We start from the raw sequence: 18104 nt of genomic DNA, 5'->3' as shown, positions 1-18104 counted from the left end.
CACCTTAAGATTTTTGCATCTGTTTTTGGAGATTAAATTATGTCGTCTATCGTTGTTGTGGGTGCAAACTGGGGTGATGAAGGCAAAGGCCGCATCGTTGACTTTTTGGCAGAGCAAGCTTCTGCGAGCATTCGTTTCCAAGGTGGTAACAACGCGGGTCACACCGTGGTTAACGATCTAGGTACGTTTAAGCTGCACCAGCTACCAAGTGGCGTATTCAACCCAGACTGTTTGGCAGTGTTAGGTCCGGGTATGGTTATCAGCCCTGCGTTGCTGTCTCAGGAGATTGCGGAAGTTGAAGAAGCAGGCGTAAAAGTGAATATGTGCATCTCAGATCGCGCAACACTGTGTCTACCTCTACACGCACTAGAAGATACGCTAGAAGAACAACGTTTAGGCGACAAAGCATACGGTTCAACTCGTCAAGGTATTGCACCTGCTTACGGTGACCGCGTAATGAAGAAAGGCATCCTAGTTGGTTGGTTGAAGCAACCAGAAGTATTGGTTGAACGCCTTCAATTCATGATGGATTGGAAACTGCCGCAACTGCGTGCACTTTACCCGACGTTCGAGTTTGAACAAACCGCTGAAGAACTGGCGAACTGGCTGCTAGAAGTCTCTGCACCTTGGCGCGATTCAATTTGCAACGTAACGCTTCCTCTAAAAGAACTACAAGCGAAAGACAAAACTCTATTGTTCGAAGCGCAGCTTGGCGCGGGTCGTGACCTTGTTTACGGTGAGTACCCTTGGACAACATCTTCTAACGTTGTATCAATGTACGCGGGTATCGGTAGTGGCCTTCCGGCACTTCGTCCTGAACGCGTTATTGCGGTTGCAAAAGCCTTCAGCTCATCAGTGGGTACTGGTACGTTGATCACTGCAATGGAAGAGCAAGACGCTTTCCGCGAACTTGCTGGCGAGTTCGGTGCAACTACGGGTCGTCCACGCGACATGGGCTACTTCGACGCAGTCGCTACGAAGAATGGCGTTGAACTGCAAGCCGCAACTGAAATTGCACTAACGAAAGTAGACTGTTTGACTGGCCTTAACGATCTGAAAATCTGTGTTGGCTACGAAGGCGACCACAGCGAAAACCCAATCTGGCCTCAAACTGCCTCTCTTGCGCCAATCTACGAGAAGATGGAAAGCTGGAGCGAGGACATCACAGGTTGTCGTAAGTTTGAAGAGCTTCCAGTAGCAGCACAGAAATACGTTCTACGCATTGAGGAACTCATGGGCGTACCAGTAAAAATGGTGTCTGTGGGTCCTGGTCGTGAACAAATGATTATGCGATAAGATGTGAATTAACACATCATTGGCAAGCGGCTTTTATCTGTTCCGGGGTAAAGCCGCTTTTTTTTACACTGTAAACTTTGGAAAATTACACGGCTAAATTCATATTTAGTAACCTCATCACGAGACTCCTACCGCCTTTATTTATAAATCAATAAATTATAGGGCTTAACACGTTGTGCACGTTACTAGCACATCTCACTTGTTAAAGAAGCACGTCAATTAGGTTAACTGGTTGATTTGATATTCTTTAAGTGATTAGTTGATCACGATCTTCATCTGCAATTTGTTGAACTAGTACTCAAAAAATCTAACCCGCTGTTTTTAGGATAGATGAGTTCCCCAACATCCAACCTAACAGCAGGTGATTCCCATGACGAAAAATCTTTTCCGCCTCAGTACGATAACTCTCGGTTTATGCATCAGTTCGTTCTCTTTTGCGCAATCCGATCTTCCGAACATTAAAATTCTTGCCACTGGCGGCACCATAGCAGGCGCAGGTCAATCTGCAACAGAGTCAAACTACACAGCAGGTAAAGTCGGCGTTGAATCATTGATTTCTGCGGTGCCGAGTATGACCAAGATTGCCGATATTTCTGGAGAGCAAGTGGTCAGTATCGGTTCACAAGATATGAATGATGAAGTGTGGCTAAAATTATCGAAAAGAGTTAATGAGCTACTCGCTCAAGATGATGTTGACGGCATCGTCATTACTCATGGTACGGATACGTTAGAGGAAACCGCTTACTTCCTTGATCTGACCGTCAAGAGCAAAAAGCCTGTCGTGATCGTTGGTGCAATGCGTCCTTCCACCGCAATGAGTGCTGATGGACCAGTCAACTTATACAATGCAGTCGTAACAGCCACCGATGAAGATTCAGAAGGACGTGGCGTGCTAGTCGCAATGAATGACACGATTTTCGATGCGCGAGATGTGACAAAAACCAATACAACCTCCGTCAGCACTTTCCAGTCACCCAACTTTGGTGCTATCGGCTACATTCATAATAGCGATGCCAAATATCAACGAAGCCCAGAGCGTAAACATACGACAGAAACCCCATTCGATGTATCAAAGCTTACTAAGTTGCCTAAGGTCGGTATTGTTTATAACTATGCAAATGCCTCCAATTTGCCAGTGAAAGCCTTTGTGGATGCGAAGTTTGACGGCATCGTAAGTGCTGGTGTCGGTAATGGTAACTTGTACCACACTGTGTTTGATGAGCTAGAGAAAGCGAGTAAAGATGGCGTTGTTGTTGTAAGAAGCTCCCGAACGCCTAGCGGCTCAACCACTTTGGATGCTGAAATTGATGACGAAAAATACGGCTTTGTTGCCGCTGGTACATTGAACCCACAAAAAGCACGTATCTTACTGATGCTGTCACTGACTCAGACCAAAAACTATCAAGACATCCAAAAGATGTTCCAATACTATTAATTCTGTCTAAGGTTCATTCGATAGAGGAGGTACACACCTTACCTCCTCTTACACATAGCGACATGAGCGTCTCTTGTTAGCCAAACAAGCGACGCTTCATTCCTGCTTTTTCCAGAATACGCGTAGTAATTTCCTCAACAGACAGAGAGGACGTATTGATATATGGGATCGCCTCTCTTCTAAACAACGCCTCAACAGTGTCTAGCTCCAGCTTGCACTGCTCTGTGCTAGCGTAATCACTTCCAGACAAACGATTTTCACGGATTTCAGTCAAGCGCTCGGGATCGATAGTCAGCCCAAACAACTTATGACGATGGATCTCAAACTCAGGCAACAAACGCATCATCTTCACATCTTCCGCAATGAACGGATAGTTCACAACACGTAAACCAAATTGCATCGCCATGTACAAGCTAGTCGGCGTTTTTCCGCTGCGCGATACTCCCAGCAGGATAATATCGGCTTGTTCCAACCCTTTTAGCGTGATGCCATCATCATGCGCCAATGTGTATTCAATAGCCGCAATACGGTCAAAATAGGTGTCGGAATCTTTCCCCACACTGCGAGAACGCTGCAACTTAGGCTTTGGTGCCATCTGAATGTCGTCTTGCACTTTCTGCACAATACTCTCCAAAACATCGTAACTGTATGCCGGCGCTTCAAGCAGCATTTCACGTACTTCTGGAACGACAATTGAGAAAAAGACCAGAGGTTTGACGCCATTGCGCTGGTAGGAAGTTTCAATTTCTTTGACTACGTCAGTAGCTTTGTCCTGGCTTTCTACAAACGGAAAGGTTTTTTCGTTAGGAATGAACGGAAATTGACCGAGAACAACATGCCCTAATGTCTCACATGTTATCGCCGTACCGTCAGAAACATAGAATACATCACGACTTTGGTTATTTATTTGCATTTCTGTTTAATTTTTCAAAATCTTTTGAGTAGGATGGTACACATAATATTAATAAATCAGTTTGGCTTTCAGTTAGGTTCACCACAGCTTTAAAAATTCTTTTGAATTTTTTTCAGCCAGAACGTAATCGTTTGCCTTTGATATCAATCTAAATGAAGCAATGTATGGTCAACGTGTAATAACAGCCAACATGCGATTGTTTAGATCGATTTAAGTCCCCCTACTAAGCTGCAATGTTTCTGGAGAAAGACATGCAAAAGAACACCCTCTGGTTCAATGGCCTATCCATGGATGATGTCGACAAAGTCGGCGGTAAGAATGCTTCACTTGGCGAAATGGTTTCTAACCTAGCAAACGCAGGCGTTTCTGTACCAAATGGTTTTGCGACAACCTCATACGCGTTTAACCAATTCCTTGACCACGAAGGTTTGGATGAGCGTATTCACCAATTACTCGATGAACTAGACGTTGAAGATGTAGAAGCTCTGCGTAAGACAGGTGCAAACATTCGTCAATGGGTATTAGAGGCCCCTTTCCCTGCGGACCTTGAACAAGAAATTCGTGAAAACTACCAAGAACTGATCGAAGGCAATCCTGAGCTTTCAGTCGCAGTTCGTTCATCTGCTACGGCAGAAGACCTACCTGATGCTTCTTTTGCTGGTCAGCAAGAAACGTTTTTGAACGTGAAAGGCATCGACGCAGTACTAGAAGCAACTAAGCACGTTTACGCTTCTCTATTTAACGACCGTGCGATTTCTTACCGCGTTCACCAAGGGTTCGACCACCGTGGCATCTCGCTATCTGCGGGTATCCAACGTATGGTGCGTTCAGATAAAGCCTCGTCGGGTGTTATGTTTACACTAGACACTGAATCGGGTTTCGACCAAGTTGTCTTCATCACCTCTTCATGGGGTCTAGGCGAGATGGTCGTTCAAGGTGCAGTAAACCCTGACGAGTTCTACGTTCACAAGCCAATGCTTGAAGCAGGCGAACACCCAATCGTTAAGAAAACATTTGGTTCTAAGTTGATCAAAATGATCTACTCAGATAACCAAGAAATCGGCAAACAAGTTGATATCGTTGATACTTCTGATGAAGAGCGCAACACGTTCTCATTGAACGACGACGAGATCAAAGAGCTCGCAAAACAAGCAATGATCATCGAAAAGCACTATCAGCGTCCAATGGACATTGAATGGGCAAAAGATGGCATTGATGGCAAGCTGTACATTGTTCAAGCGCGTCCTGAAACCGTATGTTCACAAACGGAACAAAACGTGATTGAGCGCTACGAGCTACAAAACAAAGCGGATGTTTTGGTTGAAGGTCGTGCAATCGGTCAGCGCATCGGTAAAGGCGTGGTTCGCTTGGTTGACTCTCTGGACCAAATGTCTTTAGTCCAAGAAGGTGACGTGCTAGTTACAGACATGACTGACCCAGATTGGGAACCAGTGATGAAAAAAGCATCTGCAATCGTAACCAACCGTGGTGGCCGTACTTGCCACGCTGCCATCATCGCTCGTGAGCTTGGTATTCCTGCAATCGTTGGCTGTGGCGATGCGACAAGCAAGTTAACCGATGGCGCAACCGTGACCGTATCTTGTTCAGAAGGTGAAACGGGCTACGTTTACCAAGGTGAACTTGAGTTTGACGTAAAACGCTCTTCTGTTGATGAACTGCCACTGCTACCAACAAAAGTGATGATGAACGTGGGTAACCCTGATCGCGCGTTTGACTTCGCACAAATTCCAAATGAAGGTGTTGGTCTTGCTCGTCTTGAATTCATCATCAATAAGATGATTGGTATCCACCCGAAAGCATTACTTAACTTTGATGCACAAAGCGATGAGCTAAAAGCAGAAATCACTCAGCGTATTCGTGGTTACAAAGATCCTATCGATTTCTACGTAAGCAAGCTGACAGAAGGTATCGCAACCATTGCTGCGGCATTTTGGCCGAAACGCGTTATTGTTCGTATGTCTGACTTTAAGTCTAACGAATACAGCAACTTGGTTGGCGGTAAAGCATACGAACCGCATGAAGAAAACCCAATGCTTGGCTTCCGTGGCGCGTCTCGTTACATTTCTCCAGTGTTTGAAGACTGCTTCGAGCTAGAAACTCAAGCAATCAAACGCGTTCGTAACGAAATGGGTCTGAAAAACGTTGAAATCATGATCCCATTTGTTCGTACACCAAGCGAAGCAGCATCAGTGATTGATTTGCTAGCGAAGTTTGATCTGCGCCGTGGCGATCAGGGTCTTAAAGTCATCATGATGTGCGAACTGCCATCCAACGCGGTCCTTGCCGATGAGTTCTTAAAGTACTTTGATGGCTTCTCGATTGGCTCAAACGACATGACTCAGCTAACGCTTGGACTTGATCGTGACTCTGGCGATGTTGCACATCTATTTGATGAGCGTAACCCAGCGGTTAAGGTGATGCTTCAGATGGCGATTGATGCAGCAACAAAAGCAGGCAAATACGTTGGTATTTGTGGTCAAGGCCCATCAGACCACGACGACTTAGCGGAATGGCTAATGGATCAAGGTATTAGCTCTGTATCACTAAACCCAGATACGGTTATCGATACTTGGTTAAAACTCGGTAAAGTTAGCAGCAAGTAACACACGATAAACTCTAGCCCTCACACACCCCTTGTGAGGGCTTTGTTATTCACACGTCATTTCACAATCAGTTCGTGATTCCTCTCTCAAGTTCGTCATTTAGTCAATTTCATTATCAAAGTCTGATGACCTAAAATGAATGGTATATCGATAACTCCAGAGAGAATTTGATGAAAAAGCCTATCGCACTCCTTACTACATTTATGCTCCTGGCATCCCCTGCTTATGCCGATTGGGATGAAATTTCCAATAAAATGTCTGAGCTTGGCGACGCAGTTTCTGATACTGCACAAGATGCTTGGGACGATACCAAAGCGTTTTCAAAACAAGCGTGGCAAGATTTCACGAACTGGTCCGAGGAAGCGATCAATACCGCAGGCGAATGGACAGAAGCCAGCATCGAGAAGAGCAAAGAATGGATAGATGCTGCCGACAAAAAAATTGATGAGCTGATGGAAGGCGATACGCCAGAAGAAGCTCGCCAAGCCGTGGACTTAATGGCAGATAGCGCTTTGCTCAAGTTATTTAATGAAAAGCCGGAGGCAAAAGCTATTTACGACAACGCGTACGGCTACGCGGTCTTTGATTCTCGTAAATTATCTTTGCTGTTTCACACCAACTCAGGGTCAGGAGTCGCAGTGAATAAGGAAACAGAAGAACGCACTTATATGAATATGTTTGGTTTGGGCGTTGCACTTGGGGCTGGCGGCAAATTTTACCAACAAGTGGTTCTGTTTGAGAGCAAAGAAGACTTTGATACGTTCGTCAACGAAGGATGGGAGGCCACAAGTGAAGCCTCTGCTGTTGCGGGCGAAGATTCAGAGCAACTTTCAAAACAATTTAACAGCGGCGTCGCCGTCTATCAGTTGAACGCTAAAGGTTTGCTCATCGATGCTAACGTGTCTGGTTCTAAATATTGGGTTAACGAAGAGCTCACTAACTCGCAGTAATGCATAGCAACTAATCGCTTAAATAAAACCGTTGTTATGCACCCTTATCAATAAGTTAACGGGGATATGATTCCTCAAAACTGAGCACTTACGCAACTTTCTCTATGGAAGTCACCAGAAGATGGCGACTTCCCTTTCTCGTTGGATTGCTTTTGGTTATGCTTGCGCAAAACCACCTGCAATTCGGTATCCCATGCCTGACAATAACTTTAATAATCTGCTAGCAGAAGCAATTTCTGCTCTTAACACGCCTAACTTTACTCCTAAACTTATGCGTGTCATTCGCACTCTTTTTCATTTTGATTGCGCAGTTATTTTAGGTTACCGAGAAGGTAAACATCCTATTTATCTCTACGACTCAATTGAGAACGAGCGAGAGTTACTTTTTCAACGCTACCTTACTGACTCATTTCAAAATGACCCTTTTTTTCTCAAACTAAACGAGACAAAGCAACAAGGCGTATTTACGCTCAAAGACGTGGCGCGTAAAGGCGTTGACTTCACCTCATACTGCGAGCAGTTCTATCATCAAACAGGGTGGAAAGACGAGCTTAGCATGCTAGTCGAAGTTGAATCTGGCCGTTGGGTCATGCTGTACTTCGGATATATGACTGATGGAAAATACTTTTCTCAGCAACAAATCAATAAGCTAAAGCCCTATTTCCCGATAATTCAGTCGCTTTGTCAGCAGCATTGGAAACAAACGGAATTTACCTTTTCTGAGCCTGTTTTTGCACAGAGTGCTTATTCTGGCAGTATGCGATTAGCCATTGAGCAAGCTTTAGCAACGTTTGGCGTAGAATCACTCACCCGTCGCGAACAAGAGGTGGCTTCGCTTCTCGCTCAAGGGTTTGACACCAAAGAAATTGCCGCGCGGTTACACTTAGTTCAAGGCACGGTCAAAAATCATCGAAAGCGAATTTACTCGCAATTAAATGTGTCTTCATTGAGTGAGTTATTCCAGCTTTTCCTCAATCACCTCATTCTCCATTCAAGATAAAAAACCGTCCCTTAAGGGATATATCGAGAATAGGTGTCGCGTTTTAGTCTGAATGTAACAACCACTAAGACAGACAAAAAGAATGACGACACCATTACTGCAAGATTTACAAGATCGTGGCTTGATTGCACAAGCCAGCGATTTGGAAGAAATTCAGACACTTCTCTCACAGCCACAAACCGTTTACTGCGGCTTCGATCCTACAGCTGGCAGTTTGCATATCGGCCACCTCGTGCCTTTGATTATGCTTAAGCGCTTTCAAGATGCCGGACACCAAGCTGTTGCCTTGATTGGCGGTGCAACGGGCATGATTGGCGACCCAAGCTTTAAAGCAACTGAGCGCAGTCTGAACTCAGAGGAAATCGTCTCAGGCTGGGTTAACGATCTTTCTAATCAAATTCAGCAGTTGATGAACCACCAACTGACCAAGCCGATGATCATGGTGAACAACGCTGACTGGATGAAAGCGATCAATGTGATAGACTTCTTCCGCGATGTGGGTAAGCACTTCTCGATCAATACTATGGTCAACCGAGAATCGGTAAAACAACGCCTGCAACGACCTGACCAAGGTATCTCCTTCACCGAATTTAGCTACGCCTTACTGCAATCGTACGATTTTGCCGAGCTAAACCGTCGATACGGTTGCCGTTTGCAAATCGGTGGCAATGACCAATGGGGAAACATCGTCAGCGGGATCGATTTAACTCGCCGTCAAAATGGTGAGCAAGTATTTGGCTTAACTCTGCCGCTGATCACCAAATCCGATGGTACCAAATTTGGCAAAACCGAAGGCGGTGCAGTATGGCTAGATCCTAGCAAAACCTCTCCTTACGCGTTCTACCAGTTCTGGCTTGGCGCAGAAGACGCCGACGTTTACCACTTCTTGCGTTACTACACATTCTTGAGCTGCGAAGAAATTGCCAGCATTGAAGCGCAAGACCAAGCAAGCCAAGGTAAGCCACAAGCACAACGTATTCTCGCTGAAGAAATGACGCGATTTGTTCATGGCGAAGAAGGCCTAGCCAGTGCCGAGCGTATCACTCAAGCTTTATTCAGCGGTAATGTGCAACAACTGAGTTTGGGTGAATTAAAACAGTTGGAGTTGGATGGTTTACCAAGCATTGAGAGCACACAACAAGATTTGGTTGAGCTGTTGATTGAGTCGGGCTTAGCAAGTTCGAAGCGTGTTGCACGCGAACACATCAGCAACAACGCCATCAGTGTAAACGGTGAAAAAGTGGCGGCTGATAACCCGAGTTTAAGCTTCCCACTGTTTGATCAATATTGGTTACTGCAACGCGGTAAAAAGCACTTCTGCCTCGTAAAGCGTGCCGCGTAGCAACACTCGCAGTACAAAACCTATAAAAAAATTCCCCTCACCACTTTCGTGATGAGGGGAATCCAAATTTGAACGATTTTAAGCCTAACAATAGGCAAAGACGTTGCTTATTGCGTTCTTAAACGTTGCCAGTACTTTTCGTAAATCGCTAACGTTTCTGCGCCAACATCATTAATAAACTCGCCTTTTTTCAAGTCTTCTGATGAAGGGAAAATAGTACGGTTGTTTTTCAACTCTTCTGGCAATTTGTCACGCCCAGCGTTCGTTGCCGACGCATAACCCAAACTGGTCACGATTTCCGCTTGGTTCTCTGATTGGTACATGAAGTTAATAAATTTATGCGCCAATGCTTTGTTTTTACTGCCAGACGGAATAGTGAAGTTGTCCATCCACAATACCGCGCCCTCTTCCGGCATCACGAACTTCAGCTCAGGCATTTCAACCTGTCCTTGGAATGCGTTGCCGTTCCATTGCATGCCGACCGATGTTTCACCGGACACGTAAGGGACTTGCGGCGCATCTGAGTTGTACAGTAATACGTTGTTTTTCAGCGCGACTAGAGAATCAAAAGCCTGCTCGATTTCAGCTTCGTCTTTTGTATTCACGCTATGGCCATTTTTCTTCAGCGCCATACCGAACACGTCGCGGACGTCATCAATCAACATGACTTGTTGTTCGTATTGAGACTTCCATAAGTCTGCCCATTTGGTCACTGGTTGCTCAACCATGGATTCGTTGTAGCTGATCCCGGTAATGCCCCAAATATAAGGCAGCGAGTAATCATTTTTAGGATCGTGCGCTTGGCCAAGTAAACCGTCCATTGTGTCTTGCATGTTTGGCACTTGAGCGTGATCTATTTTCGAAAGCAGCCCTTCTCGCCCCATTTTTTCAATGAAGTACGCAGAAGCAAAAACCACATCGTAACCAGAACCTTTTAGCAATTTTAGCTTGGTATACATTGATTCATTATTCTCAAAGGTCGAATAATTAATCGTAACGCCTTCTTGTTTTTCAAACGCTTTTAACGATGATTCCGGCAAATAGCCACCCCATGCATAAACGTTCAACGTTTTGCTATCTGCATGAGCAAACATGCTGAGCACAAGAGCACTCAGCCCCAATCCTTTGATGATTAATTTCATGGTATGCAATCCAACCAGTCCAGCGACGCGCTGGGATTCGGGTGCATAATTAGGTAATTGTTACCCAATTGAAAGAAAATTTAATTAATCTTTAACAGCAAAAATATTTATCGAATTTATAAAATTAACGCATGTTTTTAATAGCGACTGTGCATACCAAAATGATGAGACATTCCATCTTCCATTCGACCGCCTTTCCAGCCACCAGAGCCGAGTAAATTAAGCACATCTTGAGCGGTATAATCGGCACCAGAAAAGAAATCATGCGCCACGTCTGAGCGTATTGCTTGCAATTCTGGTTGGTTTTCCAAATCAAGATCTTGCGGATCCGCATACAACGCCAACGCAATTTTTTGTTGGCACGCGCTTAAGCTTAACTCGCTGGTGCTCGTCTTTACCTGACCAACCGAAAAGTACTCACGACTGCCGTATCCCACTATCAATCTGGTACTCATTAGCTTAATCACTTTCTTAATGCGGCGACGTTGTATAAATCTCAACATGTTTTGTTATTCCTGTATTAAGTTGGCGATGTCGTATTCTTTTGTTCGAATTAAAACACTCTGTTTTATCCGCGAAATTTCTCTAGCGCTTTTCGCGATGATCGGTTGTATAATACGATCCTGAAATATTTTGTTACGTTACCTCGGTAACCCCTGAGACTGCAACATGAACAACAGCAGATGGGTCGGCTTTATAGGCGGCACGATTGTCTTACTTAGTACCTTTATCCTCTTCGGATCTTCCGTCCACGCTGCTTGGTACCGAATCCCTGCGGAAGCCATTCATGGTATCGCCTTCACTTTGGCTTTTGGTTTAGGGTTAAACAGCCTGCTGGCGTACGCGACGGCAGTGATTACTCTTGCTGCAATATTCTACATTGGCTTTGTCGTTAGCTATCGGGTCCATCAGAAACTTAAATAAACTTCTGTCTCAACCTGAGCTTAATAACGGATACTTGGTAACTAAAAAGGGAGCAAACGCTCCCTTTTTAGTTACCAGCATGTAGATGTTCTATGCCCGCTTTAATCATTAAGGTGGCATACCCTCAACGACTGCTGCATACCTGAAACATCATCACCTAAATACTCAACCGTCATTGGAACCTTGACCAACAGAGTAAAGCTAGAGTCACTGAACCTTCCATCAGCATCACTCTCCAAATGAACAAAAAACGCAGGCTTATCCGCAATCAATGTAATTCGCCTCCCTTCAATAGAGACATCTATATTGGCTTTCGCTATCGGCAAGGTTTTTAGCTCGTGAGTACTAAACCATGTGTTGCTTATTCTGTCTTCACCGATTTGCGCTTCAACATAGAAGAAGCCTGACGTAAGTTCATCCTTCTCGATCAATTCATCCAACTGCCACAAAATCGTATTGCTGTCTGCTATGACTGTTTGTTCTAAGCTCCAACATTGCTTTTCTTCCCCTTGCCAATCTACCCACTTAAGCAGTGCGTTGACGCTTGCGGACTCTTTGGCATCATTGAGCAAATGTAGGCTCAACTTGCCTGTATGCTCGGAAAATACCAAATACTGCGGCGCAAAAAATCGCTTCGCATGGTAGTGCAACTGCTTCCATCGACCACTGTATTCCAAACTAGACCAAGAACTGACAGGCCAATTGTCGTTGAGTTGCCAGTACAGCATGCCGCGACAAACTGGAGAAATGGCACGCCAATGATCGCATGCAGTTTTGATCGCGATTGCCTGCTGAACTTGACTTAAATACAGCATGCTCTCGAATCCAGAGGGAAAACGAAAATAGCGCGTGAACATCTCTGTGATAATACTATTACCTCGAGGGTTCTTCTGATGTTGTTCGAAAGTTGGGGACGTAATATTCCAGTCTTGCTCAGGGACAAACCGCTTAACTTCAGCAAAAGATGGCCAAGATTGAAAACCAAACTCAGAGCAAAAACGAGGATTCACGTCAAGGTAGGCACTGAATGATTTTCCTGAATGCCAAACGTCCCAAAAGTGCATATCGCCTTTACTATCATCATGCCACGCATCACCGAAATCCAGTTCACCATTACATGGGGAACTTGGCCAGAAACGGCGAGTGCTATCTTGCTCGGTAATCTCCTTCTCAATCATGCGGTTGAGGCGATCGTAGTTAACCGTGTATTTGACTTTACTGCGCTTAGATTCGTCATACCAACCAATAGCTCCAATCACTTCATTGTCACCACACCAAAGTGCGATTGATGGGTGCTCCTTGAGCCTAGGGATTTGGAATCTAAGTTCTTCTTCTACCTCTTTTAAAAACTCGTCGTTTGATGGGTACAACGAGCAGGCGAACATCATGTCTTGCCACACCAACAAGCCAAGTTCATCACAAAGGTTATAAAAGATTTCACTCTCGTACTGACCACCGCCCCATACGCGAATCATGTTCATGTTGGCGTCAACCGCACTTTGCAAAAGGTTGCGATAACGTGTTTCGCACTCTCGCCCCGGCATTGCGTCAATAGGGATCCAGTTGGCACCTTTAGCATTAATCGGTACGCCATTGACAATAAATTCCATTGCAGAGCCGTGCTCATCAGCTTGATTATTTAGAGTTAGCTGACGCAAACCAATGTTGTGCGTTAACTTTTGCTCTCTGCAAGAAATGGTAATGGGATAGAGATACGCTTCGCCATAACCCGATGGCCACCAGCGTTGAGGCTCCAAAATGTGGAACTGGCAATGATAGTGACCACTTCCTTTTGTTTGAATACATTGACGCTCACCATTAAATTCAACCATCATTTCATGGCGTTGACTGTCCGTTTCCACTTCAACTACTACATCAAGAAACACACTCCCATCGGCTTGCCATTGCTGCTCTGTCGAGAAGCCTTTGAGCCAAAGCTCATTCACAATGTCGATTTGAATGGGGTCGTAAATACCCGATACCATCAAGCAAATGCCCCAGTCCCATCCGGAATGGCATTGTGTTTTGCGGATCAAGTTCATGTGTGGAATTTGGTTGTTGCCCATTGCCGACGGAATAGGAAATGGCAGTTTTTTTGCTCTTGCGATACCTTCTAAATCCGCCCGAGCAAACTCAACCCGAATCGTGTTAGTACCTTGCTTTAAATGCGGTTTAATATCCACACGTTGCTGGGTAAACATGTTGCTGCAAGTTAGTGCTAGCTCACCATTAACATAGAAGGTTGCCAATGTATCGACACGAGTTAGCGTCATCCAAATTTGCTTGGCAGACAACGTAAACGCGTCGACTTCAAACTCACGTGAGATATGCCACTCACACTCTTCAATCCATCGAACTTTGTTTTCATTATCGGCAAAATAAGGATCTGGAATCTGCTCTGCTTGTAAAAGCGCCGACACATTATCGCCCGGAATAAACATTGGAATTTCAAGATCGGGACGCTGTGGCGAGGTAAGCATCCACTGCCCGTTAAGTTCGAAGTGAGCCATTGAGTTAAACCTTAGCTTGGGAAAAACATGTTTTCTCAATGTAATCCTGATAATTCCATGCAAAAACAAGGGAAATGTTAATTACATACGAAATGCGGTGCATTTCACGTAAAAACTCTTTCTTTTGATCTCTACCCAAAAATCAGCAACTTGGCTAACCTGTTAAAAATTAATCGAAATCTAAGGTTATATTTGCAACTTCGACATGTTAACATCATCGGCTTTTTGAACATCCTCACACTTTTCGTTGAAACGATGTGAGGGGAAATGCACGGCTTCATAGCCCTAAAAAGCGAAGTAATTATGTCAAATATGACGAATGCCGCCTCCCACACAGCGCCTATTCAGGATGCTGACTATTCTGCTATTCATCCCCCATCTTTACTCAAGCGCCTCGAACTCACCAATCCTGTCTTTTGGTTAAGTGGTAGCTTCCTCACTCTATTCGTTTTACTTGCTCTAACGAATACCGACTCTCTAACCGCAATGGTTAACACCGGCTTCGGCTTTGCTACTAAATATTTCGGAGCTTACTGGCAAGTACTGCTTCTTCTGAATTTCCTAATTGGTTTGGCTCTTGCGTTTGGTCGCACTGGTTATGTGCGCCTAGGTGGTCTAGCGAAACCTGATATTGATAACTTTAAGTGGTTGTCAATCGTACTCTGTACTCTACTTGCAGGTGGTGGTGTGTTCTGGGCCGCTGCTGAGCCTATCGCGCACTTTGTGACTGCTCCGCCTCTATACGGGGAAGCCTCACCGAAAACTGCCGCAATCAATGCCCTATCTCAGTCTTTTATGCACTGGGGCTTCTTAGCTTGGGCGATCCTTGGTGGTCTATCTTCCATTGTCTTAATGCACTTGCATTACGATAAAGGCCTGCCTCTTAAGCCGCGTACTCTGCTTTACCCTGTTTTTGGTGATAAAGCCATTAAAGGCTGGATTGGTGATGTTGCTGACGCATGTAGCATCATTGCAGTAGCAGCAGGAACCATCGGTCCTATCGGCTTCTTAGGTTTACAAATTAGCTACGCGCTAAACTCATTGTTTGGCCTGCCAGATACGTTCGTAACGCAAAGCATGGTTATCATGGCGGCGATCCTGATGTATACCCTTTCCGCACTGAGCGGTTTGAGCAAGGGTATTCAAATCGTCAGTCGTTACAACATCATTTTGTCTGTACTATTAATTGGTTACATCCTGTTCTTCGGGCCGACAAGCTTTATCGTTGATGGCTACGTGCAAGGCGTTGGTCGTATGGTGGATAACTTCTTCCCTATGGCACTTTACCGTGGTGATACAGGCTGGCTAAGTTGGTGGACAGTATTCTTCTGGGGTTGGTTTATCGGTTATGGCCCAATGATGGCGATCTTTATTGCTCGTATCTCTCGTGGTCGTACAATTCGCCAATTAATCATGTCTATTAGCATCGCGGCACCGCTGATTACTTGCTTCTGGTTTAGTATCGTTGGTGGCAGTGGCCTTGCGTTTGAACTTGATAACCCTGGTTTGATTTCATCTGCGTTTGAAGGCTTTAACTTGCCTGCAGCACTGCTAGCGATTACTGGTGAATTACCGTACCCAATGATCATTTCGGTTCTGTTCCTGATCTTAACGACAACATTTATCGTGACGACGGGTGACTCGATGACTTACACAATCAGTGTAGTGATGACGGGCTCAACAGAACCAAACGCAGTGATTCGCTCGTTCTGGGGGCTGATTATGGGTATTGTCGCTATTGCGCTTATCTCAATGGGCTCTGGTGGTATTTCTGCATTGCAGTCTTTCATTGTAATTACTGCCGTGCCTGTGTCTTTCATTTTGCTGCCAAGCATTTGGAAAGCACCCGGCATTGCAAGCAGAATGGCGAAAGAGCAAGGCCTCGTTTAAACCGCCTCTCTAACCAATATGCGAAAAAGAGCCCTTCATTGGGCTCTTTTTAATTCTGCGCTTTATCCTACGCTATCAATGCGAATCATCACTGCGTCTGGACGCCAATACTCGAATTCGCAGTCCATTAAATGCCCATCTTGTTTGTAGTTTACCCGCCGAATTTTCAGAACGGGTTGTCCTTCAGCCAAGTTCAACGCTTTAGCGACATGAGCAGGTGCTGACGTTGGAATCACATCAAAACGAGAGCGCTTTGTTTCGTAACCATACTTCTCACGATAAATACCCGTCAGGGACATGGTGAGGTTCTCAGACAATATACCCTCAAACAGTGCCGCTTTGAGCACGTTCTCAACAAACAATACCGCTCGCCCATCAATAAAACGTAACCGTTCAATCACATAAATTGGGGTAATTCGCTCAACCTCTAACGATTTGGCATACTCACCTGCGGCCATTTCACTTCGTACGTTGAATAACTTGGTTTCTGCAATACGATGCTGCTCTCGAATCATCTGATGGAAGTGAGAACGAGACAACGGGTTGTAACAGATACGCTCAGGAGATACATACCAACCCCGGCGCTCTTCTCGATAAATAAGACCTTCCGTTTCTAAAGACACCAACGCATCTTTGATAGTGATTCGAGTCGTAGAAAACAGCTCACTGAGCTCTCTCTCTGACGGCAGTTTTTGTCCTTCCGACATGATGCCGGAAAGAATCTGCTGTTTTAAGCTGCTTCTAATTTTTCCTAATTGGGTACCAAATTGTCCGGTGCCTGTCGCTCTCATTCTGATCTAGTCCAACGATAATTTGACGAATAACATAAGGCGTTTACGTAACAAAAATATGACATTAATCAACAGAACACATACTGAACGTATGAAATATAAGTGCCATATAAAATCAGCAAAACTGTCAAATTACTTGCGCTAAATCGTCACATTCCATCCATAGCATACAAAGCGAACTTACTGACCTAGTCCAGAAGGATGGAGACAATGAAAACTTTGCTAAGTCGTTCAATTACCGCACCAGCGGCAATCATTGCGGTAACACTCGCTACGCCAACAGTAGCGAAAGAAGCCGATATTGAATCTTTGGTAGCAGCAGCACAAAAAGAAGGGGCGGTTTACAGTGTGGGTATGCCTGACAGTTGGGCAAACTGGAAAGACACTTGGGCTGATTTAAAGTCAAATTACAACCTTAAGCACCAAGACACGGATATGAGCTCGGCTCAAGAAATCGCAAAATTCGAAGCTGAGAAGAAAAACGCGACCGCAGACATTGGTGACGTAGGCTTTGCCTTCGCACGTGTAGCGGTTAAGAAAGGCGTCACTCAGCCATATAAACCAACAACTTGGAATGACATCCCAGATTGGGCAAAAGACGAAGATGGTCATTGGGCACTTGCTTACACTGGCACTATTTCTTTTATCTCCAACAATAACCTCGTAAAAGACGCGCCAAAAACGTGGGATGACCTATTAAAAGGCGACTACAAAGTGACCATAGGTGACGTAGGCGTAGCAGCACAGGCAAACAACGCGGTTCTCGCCGCAGCGTTCGCCAACGGTGGGGACGAATCCAACCTCAAGCCTGCGCTCAAATTCTTTTCTGAACTCGCGAAGCAAGGTCGTCTTTCATTTACCGATCCGAACATCGCCAACTTAGAAAAAGGCGAAGTTGAAGTGGCGATCATGTGGGACTTCAATGCGTTGAACTACCGCGACAAAATTGACCGCGACCGCTTTACAGTAAGCATTCCTCAAGATGGCTCTGTGATATCTGGTTATACAACCATAATCAATAAATACGCGAAGAACCCTAATGCAGCAAAGCTTGCTCGTGAGTACATCTTCAGCGATCAAGGACAAATCAACTTAGCAGAAGGTTATGCGCGTCCAATTCGAACTAACGTCACACTGCCTCAAGCAGTGCAAGACAAGCTAATTGCTAATGACCAATACAGCAATGTTCACCCAGTGACTGACTTCTCAGCTTGGGAAAAGTCCGCACGTAAGCTGCCACGTCAATGGCAAGAAAGTGTCTTAATCCACCAGCAATAAGAGTAAGTC

14 protein-coding genes are annotated in these 18104 nt (G+C 45.0%); 9 read left to right on the top strand and 5 right to left on the bottom strand.

What is annotated here, in order from left to right; all coding sequences use genetic code 11:
• The first annotated feature begins 39 nt into the window (after positions 1-39).
• Together R7Z78_RS07775 and ansB are read left to right on the top strand one after the other, a co-directional pair.
• Entirely contained in the window at positions 40-1296 is a 1257-nt protein-coding gene (locus R7Z78_RS07775; protein WP_005373814.1) for an adenylosuccinate synthase, read from the top strand.
• Between the two features lie 370 nt (positions 1297-1666).
• Positions 1667-2731 carry an L-asparaginase 2 gene (gene ansB / locus R7Z78_RS07770; protein ID WP_104976260.1) on the top strand — a complete coding sequence of 355 codons (1065 nt, stop codon included), beginning with the start codon at positions 1667-1669 and terminating at the stop codon, positions 2729-2731.
• Positions 2732-2807: 76 nt separating this feature from the next.
• On the opposite strand, the gene R7Z78_RS07765 is transcribed toward ansB, so the two are convergent.
• A complete protein-coding gene (locus tag R7Z78_RS07765; RefSeq protein WP_005373820.1) occupies positions 2808-3644 on the bottom strand; it encodes a pyruvate, water dikinase regulatory protein in 837 nt (278 codons plus the stop codon).
• 251 nt (positions 3645-3895) lie between these two features.
• Between R7Z78_RS07765 and ppsA the strand changes: the two genes are divergently transcribed.
• The 4 genes from ppsA (at position 3896) to tyrS (ending at position 9560) form a co-directional block, all read left to right on the top strand.
• On the top strand, positions 3896-6268 hold the full coding sequence (ppsA, locus tag R7Z78_RS07760) for a phosphoenolpyruvate synthase (protein ID WP_005373822.1): 2373 nt from the start codon (positions 3896-3898) through the stop codon (positions 6266-6268).
• A 170-nt stretch (positions 6269-6438) separates the two neighbouring features.
• Positions 6439-7218, top strand: a complete 780-nt coding sequence (locus R7Z78_RS07755; protein ID WP_104976261.1) for a hypothetical protein — start codon at positions 6439-6441, stop codon at positions 7216-7218.
• A gap of 193 nt (positions 7219-7411) precedes the next feature.
• Positions 7412-8218 carry a response regulator transcription factor gene (locus tag R7Z78_RS07750; RefSeq protein ID WP_021707696.1) on the top strand — a complete coding sequence of 269 codons (807 nt, stop codon included), beginning with the start codon at positions 7412-7414 and terminating at the stop codon, positions 8216-8218.
• A gap of 82 nt (positions 8219-8300) precedes the next feature.
• Positions 8301-9560 carry a tyrosine--tRNA ligase gene (tyrS, locus tag R7Z78_RS07745; RefSeq protein ID WP_053304596.1) on the top strand — a complete coding sequence of 420 codons (1260 nt, stop codon included), beginning with the start codon at positions 8301-8303 and terminating at the stop codon, positions 9558-9560.
• Between the two features lie 107 nt (positions 9561-9667).
• Here tyrS and R7Z78_RS07740 read toward each other — a convergent pair whose 3' ends face one another.
• Positions 9668-10702, bottom strand: coding sequence for an ABC transporter substrate-binding protein (locus R7Z78_RS07740; protein WP_104976262.1), 1035 nt, complete (start codon positions 10700-10702; stop codon positions 9668-9670).
• A 137-nt stretch (positions 10703-10839) separates the two neighbouring features.
• On the bottom strand, positions 10840-11205 hold the full coding sequence (locus tag R7Z78_RS07735; protein ID WP_104976263.1) for a DUF6559 family protein: 366 nt from the start codon (positions 11203-11205) through the stop codon (positions 10840-10842).
• A gap of 166 nt (positions 11206-11371) precedes the next feature.
• Here R7Z78_RS07735 and R7Z78_RS07730 point away from each other — a divergent pair, with 166 nt between their 5' ends.
• Positions 11372-11626 carry a hypothetical protein gene (locus tag R7Z78_RS07730; protein WP_104976264.1) on the top strand — a complete coding sequence of 85 codons (255 nt, stop codon included), beginning with the start codon at positions 11372-11374 and terminating at the stop codon, positions 11624-11626.
• Positions 11627-11727: 101 nt separating this feature from the next.
• Here the strand turns inward: R7Z78_RS07730 and R7Z78_RS07725 are convergent, their stop codons facing one another.
• Positions 11728-14136 carry a beta-mannosidase gene (locus R7Z78_RS07725; protein ID WP_104976265.1) on the bottom strand — a complete coding sequence of 803 codons (2409 nt, stop codon included), beginning with the start codon at positions 14134-14136 and terminating at the stop codon, positions 11728-11730.
• 303 nt (positions 14137-14439) lie between these two features.
• Between R7Z78_RS07725 and R7Z78_RS07720 the strand changes: the two genes are divergently transcribed.
• A complete protein-coding gene (locus R7Z78_RS07720; RefSeq protein WP_005373846.1) occupies positions 14440-16026 on the top strand; it encodes a BCCT family transporter in 1587 nt (528 codons plus the stop codon).
• A gap of 62 nt (positions 16027-16088) precedes the next feature.
• Here the strand turns inward: R7Z78_RS07720 and R7Z78_RS07715 are convergent, their stop codons facing one another.
• Positions 16089-16817 carry a UTRA domain-containing protein gene (locus R7Z78_RS07715; RefSeq protein ID WP_104976266.1) on the bottom strand — a complete coding sequence of 243 codons (729 nt, stop codon included), beginning with the start codon at positions 16815-16817 and terminating at the stop codon, positions 16089-16091.
• Positions 16818-17027: 210 nt separating this feature from the next.
• Here R7Z78_RS07715 and R7Z78_RS07710 point away from each other — a divergent pair, with 210 nt between their 5' ends.
• Entirely contained in the window at positions 17028-18095 is a 1068-nt protein-coding gene (locus R7Z78_RS07710) for an ABC transporter substrate-binding protein (RefSeq protein ID WP_104976267.1), read from the top strand.
• Positions 18096-18104 lie beyond the last annotated feature (9 nt).

It is taken from the genome of Vibrio sp. 1167 (assembly GCF_033340375.1).
GTDB lineage: Bacteria > Pseudomonadota > Gammaproteobacteria > Enterobacterales > Vibrionaceae > Vibrio > Vibrio alginolyticus.
The sequence above is the reverse complement of the archived record's forward strand: the minus strand, read 5'-3'. Positions and strand labels throughout refer to the sequence as shown.

What these genes read in the sequence shown, in the direction of transcription:
- R7Z78_RS07775 (WP_005373814.1), top strand. Translation starts at nt 40, where the DNA reads ATGTCGTCTATCGTTGTTGTGGGTGCAAACTGGGGTGATGAAGGCAAA.
- ansB (WP_104976260.1), top strand. Translation starts at nt 1,667, where the DNA reads ATGACGAAAAATCTTTTCCGCCTCAGTACGATAACTCTCGGTTTATGC.
- R7Z78_RS07765 (WP_005373820.1), bottom strand. Translation starts at nt 3,644, where the DNA reads ATGCAAATAAATAACCAAAGTCGTGATGTATTCTATGTTTCTGACGGT.
- ppsA (WP_005373822.1), top strand. Translation starts at nt 3,896, where the DNA reads ATGCAAAAGAACACCCTCTGGTTCAATGGCCTATCCATGGATGATGTC.
- R7Z78_RS07755 (WP_104976261.1), top strand. Translation starts at nt 6,439, where the DNA reads ATGAAAAAGCCTATCGCACTCCTTACTACATTTATGCTCCTGGCATCC.
- R7Z78_RS07750 (WP_021707696.1), top strand. Translation starts at nt 7,412, where the DNA reads ATGCCTGACAATAACTTTAATAATCTGCTAGCAGAAGCAATTTCTGCT.
- tyrS (WP_053304596.1), top strand. Translation starts at nt 8,301, where the DNA reads ATGACGACACCATTACTGCAAGATTTACAAGATCGTGGCTTGATTGCA.
- R7Z78_RS07740 (WP_104976262.1), bottom strand. Translation starts at nt 10,702, where the DNA reads ATGAAATTAATCATCAAAGGATTGGGGCTGAGTGCTCTTGTGCTCAGC.
- R7Z78_RS07735 (WP_104976263.1), bottom strand. Translation starts at nt 11,205, where the DNA reads ATGTTGAGATTTATACAACGTCGCCGCATTAAGAAAGTGATTAAGCTA.
- R7Z78_RS07730 (WP_104976264.1), top strand. Translation starts at nt 11,372, where the DNA reads ATGAACAACAGCAGATGGGTCGGCTTTATAGGCGGCACGATTGTCTTA.
- R7Z78_RS07725 (WP_104976265.1), bottom strand. Translation starts at nt 14,136, where the DNA reads ATGGCTCACTTCGAACTTAACGGGCAGTGGATGCTTACCTCGCCACAG.
- R7Z78_RS07720 (WP_005373846.1), top strand. Translation starts at nt 14,440, where the DNA reads ATGTCAAATATGACGAATGCCGCCTCCCACACAGCGCCTATTCAGGAT.
- R7Z78_RS07715 (WP_104976266.1), bottom strand. Translation starts at nt 16,817, where the DNA reads ATGAGAGCGACAGGCACCGGACAATTTGGTACCCAATTAGGAAAAATT.
- R7Z78_RS07710 (WP_104976267.1), top strand. Translation starts at nt 17,028, where the DNA reads ATGAAAACTTTGCTAAGTCGTTCAATTACCGCACCAGCGGCAATCATT.